A 15058-nucleotide genomic window follows, 5' to 3' on the forward strand; every position below is an offset into this window, starting at 1 on the left:
CGCAGCAGCGCTGTTGGTCATACACTAAAAAAAAGGACAGGAAGTTATGCAATATAAAGCGCCCCTACGTGATATCCAATTTGTCATGCATGAGTTACTTGATAGCGAAAGCCACTACAAAACCTTGCCTGCTTTTCAAGAAGCCGATCGTGAGTTGATGGACAGCCTGTTTGAGATGGCAGCAAGCTTTGCCGAAAATGAGCTATCGCCGTTAAACCAAAGCGGTGATGCTGAAGGCTGTCAGTTTGACAATGGTAAAGTGACCACACCAAAAGGTTTTAAAGAAGCTTATAAAGCTTACTGTGAGCTTGGCTTCCCAGCATTGTCTGCAGAAGAAGAATTCGGTGGTCAAAACATGCCGTTTTCATTATCGACTGTCATTAATGAGATGGTTGGTACGGCTAACTGGTCATTCTCTATGTACCCTGGTCTATCACATGGCGCCATCCAAACCATCGAGCATCATGGTACTGAAGCGCAAAAGCAAACCTATCTAGAAAAAATGGTCACTGGTGAATGGTCAGGTACCATGTGCTTGACTGAAGCCCATGCCGGTTCTGATTTGGGTATCATTCGTACTAAGGCCGAGCCTAAAGAAGATGGTACTTATAGCATCACTGGTCAAAAAATCTTCATCTCAGCCGGTGAGCACGACTTAACTGATAATATCATTCATATCTGTTTGGCTCGTCTACCAGGCGCGCCTGCCGGTACTAAAGGCATCTCATTGTTTATCGTACCTAAAGTGATGATCAACGAAGACAACAGCCTAGGCGAAAACAATCAAGTTGTTTGCGGTTCTATCGAGCACAAAATGGGTATCAAAGCATCAGCCACTTGTGTCATGAACTTCGACGGCGCAACAGGTTACTTGATTGGCCCTGAAAACCGTGGTCTACAGTGCATGTTTACCTTCATGAACGTTGCTCGTATCGGTACGGCTGTACAAGGCTTAACGGCCGCTGAGTATGCTTTCCAAGGCTCATTAACCTATGCCAAAGACCGCCTAGCAATGCGTTCATTATCAGGTGTCAAAGCGCCAGACAAAGTTGCTGATCCTATCATCGTGCATCCAGCAGTGCGCAACATGCTATTGACCGAAAAAGCCTTTGCTGAAGGCGGTCGTGCACTGGTTTATTACCTCTCACATTTTGCTGATACTGTGGCAAAAGGTGAAGGCGATGAGCTTAAGTTTGCCGATCAAATGTTGTCACTATTGACCCCAATTGCTAAAGCTTTCTTGACTGAAACTGGTTTGGAAGCGGCTAACCATGGCGTGCAAGTTTATGGTGGTCACGGCTTTATCAGCGAATGGGGTATGGAACAGAACGTCCGTGATACGCGTATTGCTTGCTTGTACGAAGGTACCACTGAAATCCAAGCGCTAGATTTATTAGGTCGTAAAGTTTTAGGCTCACAAGGTAAGCTACTGGCAAACTTCGTCCAAATCATCCAAACATTCTGTGAAGAAAATAAAGACAATGATGATATGGGTCAATTCATTCGTCCACTTGCCAAACATCTAAAAGAATGGGGTGATTTGACAGCGCGTATTAGTATGCAAGCTACTGAAAATCCAGATGCCGTTGGTGGCGCTGCTGTTGATTACTTATATTTCAGTGGCTACGTAACTTTAGCTTACTTATGGGCACGTATGGCCCTAATCGCACAAACCGAAATCGCAAACGGTAGTAGCGAACAGGCATTCTATGATGCCAAAGTGAAAACAGCACAGTTTTACTTTGCTAAATTATTGCCACGTACGACCACCCACGTACAGCGCATTGCTACTGGCGTTGAGCCGTATATGAGCATGGATGTTGATCAATTTGCGTTTTAATTGATGCGTTAAATTTCTGATTAGATGTTTTGTTTATCTTCATAGTGCCTATCCTGTCGGCAACATACCAAGGTGTGTTGCCGATTTTATTAGCGCGGACAGAATAAGTCGCTCAATAGAAAGATATGGCTGCTGTATCCAGAATATTTTCTTAACAAGTCAATTCTCGCTAAATTATTTTTCAATAAATCACTTTTAGCATAACAACGACCGTTTCAACGATAGTGACTAATACGCTTAGTAAATTAAACACTTTTAAAAAAACCAATCTTATTTTTATAAATGCTATCATTTAAGAATACTTTTGGTGTACGCACAATTCACGAAGAAATACACCCGTTTATACGCTAATTTGCTAAAATTTAGCTACTACTAATAGTTAATTTTAACTCAAAAGAACAATTGAAAATCTTCGTCCAACTCACTTTTATTCATTTGAACCAAAGGAATGTTTATGGCTGTTTATAACGCCCCTCTTAACGACATGCGCTTTATCCTAAATGACGTATTTAAAGCTCATGAATTTTGGCAAAACAACGAAAGCTTATCTCATGTTGACATGGAAACGGTCGACATGGTTTTAGAAGAAATGGCAAAAATCTCCAAAAATATTCTGCTGCCTATTAACCGCAGCGGTGATGAAGAAGGCGCTACGTACGAAGGCGATGGCGTTGTGAAGACTCCGGCAGGTTTTAAAGAAGCTTATAAGCAATATGCGGAGTCTGGTTGGGTTGGTCTTGGCGGCAACCCTGAATACGGCGGTCAAGGTTTTCCAAAAATGGTAACCATGCTAGCGGAAGAAATGGTTTTTACTGCCAACCAATCGTTTGCCCTTTATCCTAACCTGACCGTTGGTGCGACACTATGTTTGAATGCTGCTGGTAGTGATGAGCAAAAACAAACTTACCTAGAAAAAATGTATTCTGGCGAATGGTCAGGTACGATGTGCTTAACTGAACCGCATGCAGGTACAGACTTGGGTATCATCAAAACCAAAGCCGTACCTAATGACGATGGTAGCTTCAATATCTCAGGCACCAAAATCTTTATCACTGGCGGTGAGCATGACTTAACCGACAATATCATTCATTTGGTATTGGCAAAAACCCCAGACGCACCTGCTGGCTCAAAAGGTATCTCGCTATTTGTTGTGCCAAAATTCTTGGTCAACGAAGATGGTAGCTTAGGCGAGCGCAATACGCTAGCAGCCGGCTCTATTGAGCACAAAATGGGTATCAAAGCCTCTGCGACTTGTGTGATGAACTTTGATAATGCCAAAGGCTGGATGGTTGGTCCAGAAAATACTGGTTTGTCATCCATGTTTATCATGATGAACTATGAGCGCGTGACAATGGGTCTGCAAGGTCTTGGTGGTACTGAGCTTGCTTATCAAAATGCTGCCCTATATGCACTTGATCGTGGTCAAGGTCGTAGCGACACACAAATCCAAAGCCCAGAAAAACCAGCTGACGCTATCATTCACCATGCCGATGTACGTCGCATGTTATTGAATGCTAAAGTAAACTCTGAAGCATCACGCTGTTTTGCGATGTACGTTGCCAAACAACTCGATACGGAAAAATTCAGTACTGATCCTGAAGCGGCGCAAGCGGCGGCGGCTCGTGTGGCATTATTGACACCAGTGGCTAAAGCATTCTTAACCGATAAAGCGCTCGAAGCAACGGTTGATTGCCAGCAAGTATTTGGTGGTCATGGTTATGTGCGCGAATGGGGCATGGAACAAATCGTTCGTGATACGCGTATTGCCCAGATTTATGAAGGCGCAAACGGTATTCAAGCCCTTGATTTATTAGGTCGTAAAGTTGCACGCAATGAAGGTAAATATATCACCCATTTCTTAGGTGAGATTCGTGATTATATCAGCAGCATGCAAGCTGACCATGGTATCAAACAAGCCACATTAGACGCCGCTGATACCGTTGAAGAGCTAACCAAAACGGTGCTTGCTAATATTAGTACGCGTAAGAGTGAGATTAATGGTTGTGCGGTAGATTATCTACATGCGGTCGGTTACTTATGCTACTCATATATGTTTGCTATGATGATAGAAGCCGCTGACGGCAAAGAAGGTGAATTTTACACCAATAAAGCCAAACTTGCTGACTACTTCGTTGGTCGTGTTTTACCACGCATCGATGCCCATGCGCAAATGGTCAAAGCAGGTAGTGATCCGATTATGAGTTTTGATCTTGACTACTTTAATATTGCTATCAGCTAAGTGGCTCTTACATAAGTGATTGTCATAAATAATTTATAAAATACTTATTAAAGGGACAGTGCATACTGTCCCTTTTTTTGCCCAAACAGTGTAAAAAAATTAAAAACGATATTAAACATTACTTAAAAAACTGTCTAAAAACTGTCTAAAAAATAACTGCTAACAAAATAATTAACCTTATAGGCGTGCTTGCGATTAAAATAACGCAAAGCTGAAGCCGCTTTAGCTTAACTGAACCACTTATAAAATTTTCAACTCATAAAGTAATAGTGACATTTATTGCAAACTTATTGTAATGTTATTGCAATATTGATAGCGCCATTTACTGCAGTAAAAAACTACTATAAGCCCCTATAGCATTGCAAATACTGAATAATAACAATGATTGAATTAACCACAATGAAGGATGCGATGTGTCAGAAATAAAACACATTTTACAACAGATTACTGCACTGAGTGATGTACCTGATCCTGCAGTACTAAAACGTTTAATCGATGAGCTTCGGGTCAGTGATAAAGAGCCCTCTTTAGCCAATCAAAATATGCAGCATCTGATTGAGGTTCTACGTCAGCATCCAGAGTATGGAGATGGACTGTCAAGCTTCGTTCTAAAACTCATTATTCAATATCGCCAAATTGCCCTCTACACTGATACTGGCATCATGTCAGATCAGGGATTTTTTATTAGCTTACGCCGTTTAATGGGTCATCGTTTTTTGCCGCTATTACCGCAAGAAGACTCTGTGGTCGAACTGGTTGGGTATTTGTTTGATAAACGCACTGATGAGCGCTGGCTGAGCAATATCGATACAGAGAAATGGGATGCGCTGGTTGATTTACTCAAAGTCAATGATGAGCATTTAGACTTAGTCGCTACCGCAAAAAATAGCATTTTAAACGCCATCATCATTTTGTCTTATCGTATTAGCGGCATTGGTTTGCATCCAGATTTAATGGAATCTTATCCGCAAATGCTGAACTATTCAGCCGCATTCGTCGCACAAAATCAAGAAGCCGTATTATACGTCAATCAATATCGGGAGGCGCATGAGCTTGATAACTTAACGGATATCATTCCAGAAAAAGCCGTCGATCCAGCGCCTTTATTGGTCATGATTGAACAATGTGAAGACATCGTCGCCACCATACGTAAGCGCATTTATAAAACCGGTATCTCCATCCGTTTGACCAACATGATGTTACGCTTAGATCAAAGTTTACAGCGTATGCGTATTTTAACTGAACTGGTTTCAGACAACCACGATAAGCGTGATCAGGCAGTGATAGAGCTGATCCAAGCACTAATCACCACTGCTAGCCGCCGTTATAGCATCGGTTATTTGATTGACAACAATACCAAGCTGCTATCGCGCAAAGTCACCGAAAATGCCGGCCGTGTCGGCGAGCATTATATTAGTACCGATAAAGCCGGCTACCGAAAGATGTTTAAAAAAGCCTCTATTGGCGGTTTTATCATTGCTTTTATGGCTACTACTAAGATATTGACGTACCACCTAGCACTTGCCCCGATGGGGCGTGCCTTTATAAATAGCATGATTTATGGCTTGGGTTTTGTTTTTATTCATATCGTCCATGGTACGGTCGCCACCAAGCAGCCAGCCATGACTGCTGCTGCCATCGCCTCTACCATATCGGATGCCTCTGGGAAAAAATCACACCAACTTAACAAGCTATCAGAATTGGTGGTTGATATTTTGCGTACCCAGTTTGTCGCGATTATGGGTAATATTATGGTAGCAATACCGGTCGCCCTTATTATCTCTTTTGCGTGGCTACAGTATACGGGTACGCCGATGATCAATACTGATAAGGCGGCGCATCTACTACATGACTTAGACCCCTTTCGCTCACTAGCCCTACCTCACGCTGCTATTGCTGGCGTCTATTTATTTTTATCCGGTCTGATTGCAGGCTACTATGACAATTTAGCTGTCTACAACCAAATCGGTGCCCGCATTCAGCGCCATAGACTTCTAAAATACTTACTACCTAAAGCATGGCTTCAGCGTCTAGGCGGCTTTGTAGAGTCCAATCTGGGCGCTATTATGGGCAATTTTATATTCGGGGTATTCTTAGGTAGCACCGCAACGATCGGCTTCTTATTTGGTTTACCAATTGATATTCGCCATATTGCCTTTGCCTCAGCCAATTTGGCTCATGGTTTATTTAATATATCTGCCAATCAGTTGGATTGGCAGATTGTGCTACTTTCTGTCCTTGGCGTTGGGCTTATCGGTATGGTCAACTTAATGGTCAGTTTCTCATTGGCACTATTCGTAGCATTAAGATCAAAAGAGGTGAAGTTTGTCGATTGGAGTCGTCTGACCAAGCAGCTTTTTAGTCACATCTTGACCCATCCATCCGATTTTTTCTGGCCACGTGATAAGCCAATGAAGTACGCGCGTATCGATAGCCAAGGACATATGATTTTTGACGATACAACTTCTAATCAAAGCGGACACCCCATACCCAATAACTATGTGGTGCGCCGCTTATCTGATGTGAAAATATTGCCTAAATCTAAACAGAAAAGCATGCAAAATGAGCAAGCGGTAACAGACATAGATTATAGCAATCAGACATCGAATGATAACGTTGACCCAGCATTAAAAAGCCGTGCAGCACATACCACGACTAATCAAGTAAGCACTAAAAATATTATTGATCTTGATGATGGTCTGATAGATGAGGAACTGAACAGCATCCCTTATACTCAGGATATTCAGTATGATAAAGCTCATACAGCGTTCAATGAGGGTAATCAGACGATAGCTGATGATGAAAGTAGTGATAGCAATCCTGATAATAAAGCCGCTGGCGATGCCAAAACGCCGCTGCCTAAACCAAAAAAACCACCAAATCTACCCAGTTAATGGGGCGATTTGATGGCTTCTAGATTTACAATGATAGCAGCAAAATTACAGCACTAAAATGATGGCAGTAAGATTAAGATGCTAGGATGATGGCAGCAAGCAATGCGCACTTGACGTTATGGCTTTGCCATCACTCAAACGATACGCCAATAAATAGTTGCCCCAAACGCAGCCACCGTCAAGCGCACGCGCATACGGCAAATCAATCTCACCTTTAAGCGCGGCCCAATGACCAAATAGTATCTTACGGCTACGCGGTGCGTGCCATTCAAACCAAGGTAAAAAATCTTTTGGCATGGACTCATCTAAACCTGCCGCAAAACTGAATTCAAGCGACCCATCCTGCTTACATAAGCGCATACGAGTAAAATAATTGGCAATCGCTCGCATTTTGGTAAAACCATTAATGCCTGCATGCCAATCATCGGCCGTCTTGCTATATAAATGTGGTAATAATTTATCGAGCTGCTTTAAACTGCCGCGTAGCTGTGATTCCAAATGCTGTGCATAGTTTGCAGCTTCCTCAATACTCCAGTGCGGTGGAATACCGGCATGTACCAATACCGTATGCTCATCAGGATAAGCCAATATGGGCTGATGGCGTAACCAATCAAGTAATTCATCACAGTCATCGGCGGCAAAAATCGGTGCCGTCTTATCTTTTTTCTTAATTTTCGTCACCCCGCGCCATACTGCGAGCAAATTAATATCATGATTGCCAAGCACCGTTGCTGCTGCGCCTTGCTCACATAATGATTTGACATGACGCAAAGTATTTAACGAATCTTCACCACGTGCTACCAAATCACCGGCAAACCATAATTTATCTTGGGTAGGATCAAAATCTAATATTTCAAGTAGCTGAAGATACGCAGCATAGCAGCCTTGCAAATCACCGATGACATACTGCTGGCGAAAACTCATAATACCTCGATGATTTTTATGTGATGGTTTTTGTATGGTCATTTTTTATGATAGAAATTAGCAATTATTATATTTAGACAATATCAGCTAAAGACATCAATGACCTTTATGTCTTGATGAGTCAAACCTCTACTTTACGTGCTTGATTGCTCAAATTAACAAAATCTTTCACACTTAATGTTTCAGGGCGGGCTTGTGGGTCGATAGCGCAAGCCGCAAAATCCTCTTCGCTCAACGTCGGTAACAAGGTCGACTTCTTAAAGATAGCGCGTAACGTCTTACGGCGATGATTAAAGGTTTCGCGCACAACAAGCGCAAAATACTCTTCATCTTCTGCCACAACTGGCTTATTAATATGCGGCGTTAGTCGAAAAACAGCACTGGTCACTTTCGGTGGCGGATTGAATGCGCCGCGGGGTACGGTCAGCAAATAATCTGTATCGCAGTGATATTGCATGATGACAGACAAGCGGCCATAGGTCTTACTACCGACATCAGCAGTAATCCGCTCGACCACCTCTTTTTGCAGCATAAAGTGCATGTCTTGAATCACATCGGCATAGCTGAGCAGATGAAATAAGATAGGCGTAGAGATGTTATATGGCAGATTACCAACTACACGTAGCTTACCGCGCTCATCGCTGTATAGCTCACGATAATCGACATGCATAGCATTGTCTTTGATAATCGTAAAGTTTGGATGGCTGTTGGCACCGATACGAATACGCAGGCTATCTGCCAAATCACGATCCAGCTCTACCACGGTCATCGCATCCACTTCTGCCAATAATGGCTCAGTCAAAGCACCCATCCCTGGTCCAATCTCAATGAGATTATCGTCGCGCTCTAGACGAATGCTCTCAACAATCTCACGGATAACACTACGGTCATGTAAGAAGTTTTGACCAAAGCGTTTGCGCGGTTGGTGTTTGGCAGCGCGTAGGCTGTTAGAAATAGATTGAGCATCAAACGAAATTTTGGACATAAAAAATTCTTAATAGATAAAAAAGAAATGGTCGATAAGGCAATGCCAGCGATATACTGGCTTTATAATGGCAAATTATAACACAGCTCATAATTAGGCTGTATTTTCGAGACACTTTATTAGTAAATCGCCCCTACCTTAGCGCAACCGACACAGTGCTTTTTTTATTTTTAAGCCATTTGCCATAATATTGGTTATATATACGATTCCCTAGTGAGGACTTGAATCTTATAGGTAAGACATTGATATTAAAGGTATTAAATGTATATTGGTGTCGATAGTGTACATCGTGGTGTGCTTAAAGTAGATAATTCGAGGATATTTTCCACCGCAGAAGGTAATTAACATGTATATTCACTTAAAAGAATATATTAAGATTGATTATGGATAATAAAAAGTTTTTCTTACAGGCGATAGTGGCAGCTATTCTTATTTTTTTATTAACAGCCATGCTAGTGATTAAGTTTTTTGATATGTTGTAGTGAGTGTGGCTCCTATATTAGAACACAAACTGTCGGCTGTACGTCTAGTGTTTACCTCATTTCTTGAATTTATTTATTCTCAATACCAACAATGTGTTTTTAAACTTACTAAAACAGAATTTTCAGACATAAAAAACCCGCCGTAATTAGCAGGTTTATTAGGGCGTGTCCCTAATCTGGAAAAGGGGGTTCAAAAGCCTTAAAATATAGAGACTATTTCAAACATGGCTCTCTACATTATGGCAAGAACAGTGCTCACTGATAATACATGGGAACAACTCCAAAGTACCATGAAAGCTCATGGCTGTCATACTTGGAAAAACGACAGACAAGTCATGGAAGCCATACTGTGGAAACTTCGTACAGGCGCCCCGTGGCGTGATATACCGAGTGAGCTATGTCCATGGAAAACTGCCTACAATCGCTTTAATAGGTTGTCAAAAAAGGGGTTGTGGGAGCAATTTTTTTTGACCTACGAGCAAGTATTGATGAAGAGTGGGTATTCGCAGATGGAAGCTACATCCGCTGTCACCAGCATTCAAGCGGCGCCAGACGAGGAGAGCTTCGAGCTACCGGAAAGTCACGAGGTGGAACTACCACCAAAATTCATCTCGCCGTCGATTCGCATGGAAACCCGATTGATTTTAAAATCACTGGGGGTGACGTCCACGACAGCCAAGCTACAAACGATATCATAGCGATGTTAACGGATGCGACCTACTTTATTGCTGATAAAGCTTATGATTCTGAAACCATTAGAACTAGGCTAAAGCAAGACAACATAAGCCCTGTCATCCCTAAAAGAAAAAACGCTAAGCAACCTGACCTAGCGTTTGATCACTATTTATACAAGCTACGACACTTAGTTGAAAACACGTTTGCAAGGCTAAAACACTTTCGTAGTATTGCGACTCGCTACGAAAAACTAGCTCGAAATTATAAGTCTATGCTGTATTTGGCTTGTACTATGATTCATTGCAAACTGAATTAGGGACACGCCCTAATACATTGTGTCATGTTGAAGGATCTCTTTTATCCTAATTGGAACAGCATATAGCCATCGCATACCACCAGTGCAATAAAAGCTACCATCCTTAAAAGCTACTATATGAGCTGTAAAGGCATTACTATCATGAGCTGTCATTGCTTGTTCGTCGCTTTCATCAGCAAGAGCACACCACACCTTCTCGTCCCCACGCTCTAGCATTGCGCGCGTTAGGTCACTGCCTCTCAATTCGTTATCCATTTCACGTTTTCATCCGTTCCTAGGTTTTATATTCATATAATCGAATATATTATATATAACATACAGTATGCAATAAAATTAACATATAAACAGTTTTATTTACTACATCAGAGCGAATAGAAAACTTTAATTCTTCTTGCAGTTTTTATAAAAGAAGTAGGTTAGAACCCTACTTCCTGTTGTGTGACTTCGACTTTTTTAACGGGCACTGCATGTTTCCATGATGTTCCGTTTTTACAAAGAAAGTGGCTATTATTAAACGCGATAATATATTTTAAAAAACTATAGTCAGCATTATCAATATTGGTCATAGCGTGCTCATCACTATCATTGTTTACGGCACACCACACCTTCTCTTCCCCACGCTCTAGCATTGCGCGTGTTAGGTCACTGCCTCTCAATTCGTTATCTATCAAGGTTATCCGCCCTTAGTGTTTAATTAGTTGTAGATTACAGCTTGCTATTTTATATATATGCGTGAATTTGTCTATATAAAAAGGGCACACAAAGTAGTTTTTTATAACCTCTCGATATCTGTTGAGAATTCTGTGACGCTCACACTAATTTGCAATAGGTAGTGATCGGTGCGTATCTAATCAAAACTTGCTATTTTCTTACGTGGGGTTGTTTCCGATATATGGCTTTAGCTGTCTAGCAACAATTTGTGGGTGAGCTGTTTTTTAGCAGACTGAGTGACTAGCGTTTACTTCCTTAAATCGTGATCGGTGCGCTATACAGGCATCGAACTGTATGCTCGTGCTTACCATCTTTTTAATGCCAGTTATTCTAATTTGAATAATATTATTAACAACTTTGAACTATTCCCACTAATATAAGTCTATATCGGAATACTAATATCAAAACATTATTAGGATAAGTTGCTCTTGGTATGTGAGATGATCTTAGTTAGCTTCATTAGGTTGTAAAGTGAGTAAGCCATGCAATTTATTAGTATTTACAGAAAAACATCTCCGAACGATCTGGGTGCGGTAGATAAGCATAATAGAGTTATATATCGTTCTGAACATTTGAGAAATAGTGGTTTTTTAGAAAGGGAAAATGATGGGGAAAAATTTAAGGTATTGAGGTATGTGGATGATTGCGATCCTTCTATTTTGATGACAGTTTCAGATATGTTAGAGCTTATTGAAGATATGAAGATAGTAATAAATGAATCTAAGAATGATGTTGAGGTAAATAATCATTTAAAGGAAATTGTCTTTATGTGCAAATTATGCATTTGGAATATAGATAATTTTTATTTAGAAATAAGTCCTTGGGGTACTAATGCTGATACTTACCCATCTGATTTACCTGAAGAATATAGGTTTAATATATCTTCTTTGTAAGTAATAAAGATGGTAGTAGTCACACTTAATAATAGGGTATACCCCAACGGAACCACCTAATTAAGGTCATTAATCAATTAATAGACCACTATAATATAGCCACTTATATCAGGGCATATTTGACGATTCATAAATAGGTATTGCTCACCCTAAAATTACCCAATACTGCATTACAAATCTCGCTAAGGCACTGACTTATACAAAGGTCTATTAATAAGCGATTTACCCACCATCTCATTTGCCATGGTTAATGCTTGATACAAGCTGGTGGCACTTGCCCCGCCCCGCCCTGCCAAATCAAGTGCAGTCCCGTGATCGACAGAGGTACGAATGTATGGCAGTCCCAAAGTTAGATTGACGGTATCACCAAAACCATGGGATTTAAGTACTGGCAAACCTTGGTCATGATACATGGCAATAACTGCATCACAATTCGCCAAATGCCTTGGTGTGAATAGCGTATCAGCAGGCATCGCCTCAGAGATATCTACGCCAGCATTGATAAACTCTTGTAATACTGGATTAATAATATCGATTTCTTCCGTACCTAAATGCCCACCCTCGCCTGCATGCGGATTAAGACCGCAAACTAATATACGTGGCTGCGTTAAACCAAACTTCTCTCGCATATCATCGATAACAATTTGTACCGTTTGGCGCACATTATCGGCGGTAATAGCGGCAGGCACATCTTTTAACGCCAAGTGTGTCGTAACGAGTGCCACTTTCATTGCCTGATTGGCGAGCATCATGACGACTTTATCACAGCCACTTTGCTGCATAAAAAATTCAGTATGACCGCTAAACATGGTGCCATCTAGCAGTTTAATGCCTGCATCGATCAGCGCAGATTTTTGTAGTGGACCCGTTACGATAGCGGCAACAGTATTATTTGACGCCATCTGGTGAGCAATCTCTAATTGCTGAGCGACCATTAGAGCATTATTAATATCAATATGACCTGCGACTACAGGGGCACCACAAGGAATATCGAGTAGAACAAACGTATATTTATTATCATTATTAGAAGCATCTGTCTGCTGTGCAATTTGCTCTACAAAATCATCAGCATTCACTTGTGCCGTGATTATTTGCCACGATGGACAAGTGGTTAACACGCCAGCAGCGACCAATTTATCAGCTCGTGCTTGCATAGCTTCAGCTTCAGCAGTTACCCAGATGGGTCGCGCAAAATCCTGTAGCTTACCTTCTTGTGCTAATAGCAATACCACGTCCATACCAATACCAGCAGGCTCTCCAGTAGTAATCAATAACGGTAGTTTTTTCATTATAATTCATCCTTATTAACGCTATAAGTATAAGATTCTATTATATTTTTTATTATTACTATTAAGGCTGCTAAAGTTATTAACTGTCAAGTCAAGCAACTGATGAATAAACATAAAATAGTCATTAGAAACCTAAGAAAGGGAATAATGTGGTAGACTTTCGCTTTTGATTGTAGCATTTACTGGCAGGCGTTGAGACCATGTTTTGGTACTTCGATCATAGACATGCGCCGCTTTTTATTTGCTGACTTATCATCCAAATAAATTCTTATAACAAATAAGCGTTTATACCCTATTTTATACCGACTTTTATACCGACTTTTGAAATATTAGGCACTCATGGCAGATACCGAAAAAACCGACGACTTACTCAATCAAACACCGCCGCACAATATCGATATTGAAAAGGCCTTGCTTGCATCTTTGATGAGTATCGAAGAGGCATATGACAAAATTGCAGATATCGTCACCAAGGACGACTTTTATGCTGGGCGACACCAGTATATTTTTGATGCTATTGCCCATTTAGCAGCGGTCAACGAGCCTTATGATACGGTCATGGTACATGACTGGTTGGAGGCACAAAAACTACTTAAAAGCGCCGGTGGTGACAGCTATTTAGCGGATATCTTGAGCCAAAGCCCTGCCACACTATTTAACCTGACTGCTTATGCTCAGCGCGTACGTGAGTTATCTACGCTACGTCAGCTAATTACTACTGGCAATGACATGCTAACCCTTGCTTATAACCCAAAGGATCAAACTGTCAGCGACATTCTAGACAACGTTGAAGCAAAAATATTTAGTATTAATGAGCAGCATAATAAACGTGCTGAGCAGCGCGGACCCGTTGGTATTACCTCAGTATTGACCAATGTCATTGATAAAATACAAGAGCTTAAATCAAACCCCGATGGCATGATTGGGCTACAAACACCATTTGTAGAACTAAATAATAAGACCCAAGGTTTACAAGCAGGCGATTTAGTTATTGTGGCTGCCCGTCCATCGATGGGTAAAACGACCTTTGCGATGAACTTGGCGGAAGGGATTTTATTTAATGAAGATCTGCCAGTGGTTGTATTTTCGATGGAGATGCCAGCAGAATCTATCGTGATGCGTCTGCTGTCATCGTGGGGTGCAATCAACCAAACGCACCTGCGTTCTGGGCAAATGAATGAAGATGAATGGGCAAAAATGATGAATGCCATTCAGCATTTGCAGTCAAAGCATCTTTATATTGATGACAGTACAGCTCTACCGCCTTCAGAGCTGCGCTCGCGTTGTCGCCGTATCGCCAAGAACCATGACGGAAAGTTAGGCGCTATCATTGTCGATTATCTACAATTAATGAAAGTTCCTGGTCTTGATACCAACCGTGTTGGAGAAATATCTGAGATCTCTCGTAGCCTTAAAGCGCTGGCACGTGAGCTTGAATGTCCCGTCATCGCTTTATCGCAGCTTAACCGTAGTCTAGAAAATCGCCCTAATAAGCGACCTATTATGTCGGATTTGCGTGAATCTGGTGCGATTGAGCAGGATGCGGATTTGATTATGTTTATCTATCGTGATGAGGTTTATAATGAGAATACAGATCACAAAGGTGTGGCTGAAATCATCATTGGTAAACAGCGTAACGGCCCTATCGGCACCATACGTTTGGGTTTTGAAGGACAATTTACTCGCTTCATCAATTTAACTCCAGAATATTATCAAAATGCCAGTTTCGAGAATGATGAGTAATAAAATTGACAGATAATAATTAATAAAAATAGCCAGTGATTCATCAGCTAGATTGATGACTCACTGG

General features: G+C 41.2%; 10 protein-coding genes. 6 read left to right on the top strand and 4 right to left on the bottom strand.

Annotated features, from left to right (window positions below; genetic code table 11):
• The first annotated feature begins 46 nt into the window (after positions 1 to 46).
• The 3 genes from EPB74_RS02340 (at position 47) to EPB74_RS02350 (ending at position 6973) form a co-directional block, all read left to right on the top strand.
• A complete protein-coding gene (locus EPB74_RS02340; protein ID WP_089555461.1) occupies positions 47 to 1840 on the top strand; it encodes an acyl-CoA dehydrogenase C-terminal domain-containing protein in 1794 nt (597 codons plus the stop codon).
• Positions 1841 to 2294: 454 nt separating this feature from the next.
• Complete coding sequence (locus tag EPB74_RS02345) at positions 2295 to 4079, top strand: acyl-CoA dehydrogenase C-terminal domain-containing protein (RefSeq protein ID WP_274902547.1); 1785 nt, start codon at positions 2295 to 2297, stop codon at positions 4077 to 4079.
• Positions 4080 to 4492: 413 nt separating this feature from the next.
• Positions 4493 to 6973, top strand: coding sequence for a site-specific recombinase (locus EPB74_RS02350; protein WP_274902548.1), 2481 nt, complete (start codon positions 4493 to 4495; stop codon positions 6971 to 6973).
• Between the two features lie 81 nt (positions 6974 to 7054).
• Here EPB74_RS02350 and EPB74_RS02355 read toward each other — a convergent pair whose 3' ends face one another.
• Both EPB74_RS02355 and rsmA read right to left on the bottom strand, forming a co-directional pair.
• Positions 7055 to 7897 carry a symmetrical bis(5'-nucleosyl)-tetraphosphatase gene (locus EPB74_RS02355; protein WP_274902549.1) on the bottom strand — a complete coding sequence of 281 codons (843 nt, stop codon included), beginning with the start codon at positions 7895 to 7897 and terminating at the stop codon, positions 7055 to 7057.
• Positions 7898 to 8018: 121 nt separating this feature from the next.
• Entirely contained in the window at positions 8019 to 8882 is an 864-nt protein-coding gene (rsmA, locus tag EPB74_RS02360) for a 16S rRNA (adenine(1518)-N(6)/adenine(1519)-N(6))-dimethyltransferase RsmA (RefSeq protein ID WP_274902550.1), read from the bottom strand.
• Between the two features lie 721 nt (positions 8883 to 9603).
• On the opposite strand from rsmA, the gene EPB74_RS02365 reads away from it, so the two are divergent.
• A protein-coding gene (locus EPB74_RS02365; RefSeq protein ID WP_274902551.1) for an IS5 family transposase occupies positions 9604 to 10355 on the top strand; the annotation gives its coding sequence in 2 pieces (ribosomal slippage) (positions 9604 to 9832 and positions 9832 to 10355; 753 coding nt in all).
• Positions 10356 to 10771: 416 nt separating this feature from the next.
• On the opposite strand, the gene EPB74_RS02370 is transcribed toward EPB74_RS02365, so the two are convergent.
• The gene (locus EPB74_RS02370; RefSeq protein ID WP_274902552.1) at positions 10772 to 10984 is read right to left on the bottom strand and encodes a hypothetical protein; all 213 of its coding nucleotides are present in this window, start codon (positions 10982 to 10984) and stop codon (positions 10772 to 10774) included.
• Between the two features lie 564 nt (positions 10985 to 11548).
• Between EPB74_RS02370 and EPB74_RS02375 the strand changes: the two genes are divergently transcribed.
• A complete protein-coding gene (locus EPB74_RS02375; protein ID WP_274902553.1) occupies positions 11549 to 11959 on the top strand; it encodes a hypothetical protein in 411 nt (136 codons plus the stop codon).
• Positions 11960 to 12141: 182 nt separating this feature from the next.
• On the opposite strand, the gene pdxA is transcribed toward EPB74_RS02375, so the two are convergent.
• Positions 12142 to 13251 carry a 4-hydroxythreonine-4-phosphate dehydrogenase PdxA gene (pdxA, locus tag EPB74_RS02380; protein WP_446740009.1) on the bottom strand — a complete coding sequence of 370 codons (1110 nt, stop codon included), beginning with the start codon at positions 13249 to 13251 and terminating at the stop codon, positions 12142 to 12144.
• A 336-nt stretch (positions 13252 to 13587) separates the two neighbouring features.
• Here pdxA and dnaB point away from each other — a divergent pair, with 336 nt between their 5' ends.
• A complete protein-coding gene (gene dnaB / locus EPB74_RS02385) occupies positions 13588 to 14991 on the top strand; it encodes a replicative DNA helicase (RefSeq protein WP_079691662.1) in 1404 nt (467 codons plus the stop codon).
• Positions 14992 to 15058: the final 67 nt, after the last annotated feature.

This window comes from Psychrobacter sp. DAB_AL62B (assembly GCF_028895345.1).
GTDB lineage: Bacteria > Pseudomonadota > Gammaproteobacteria > Pseudomonadales > Moraxellaceae > Psychrobacter.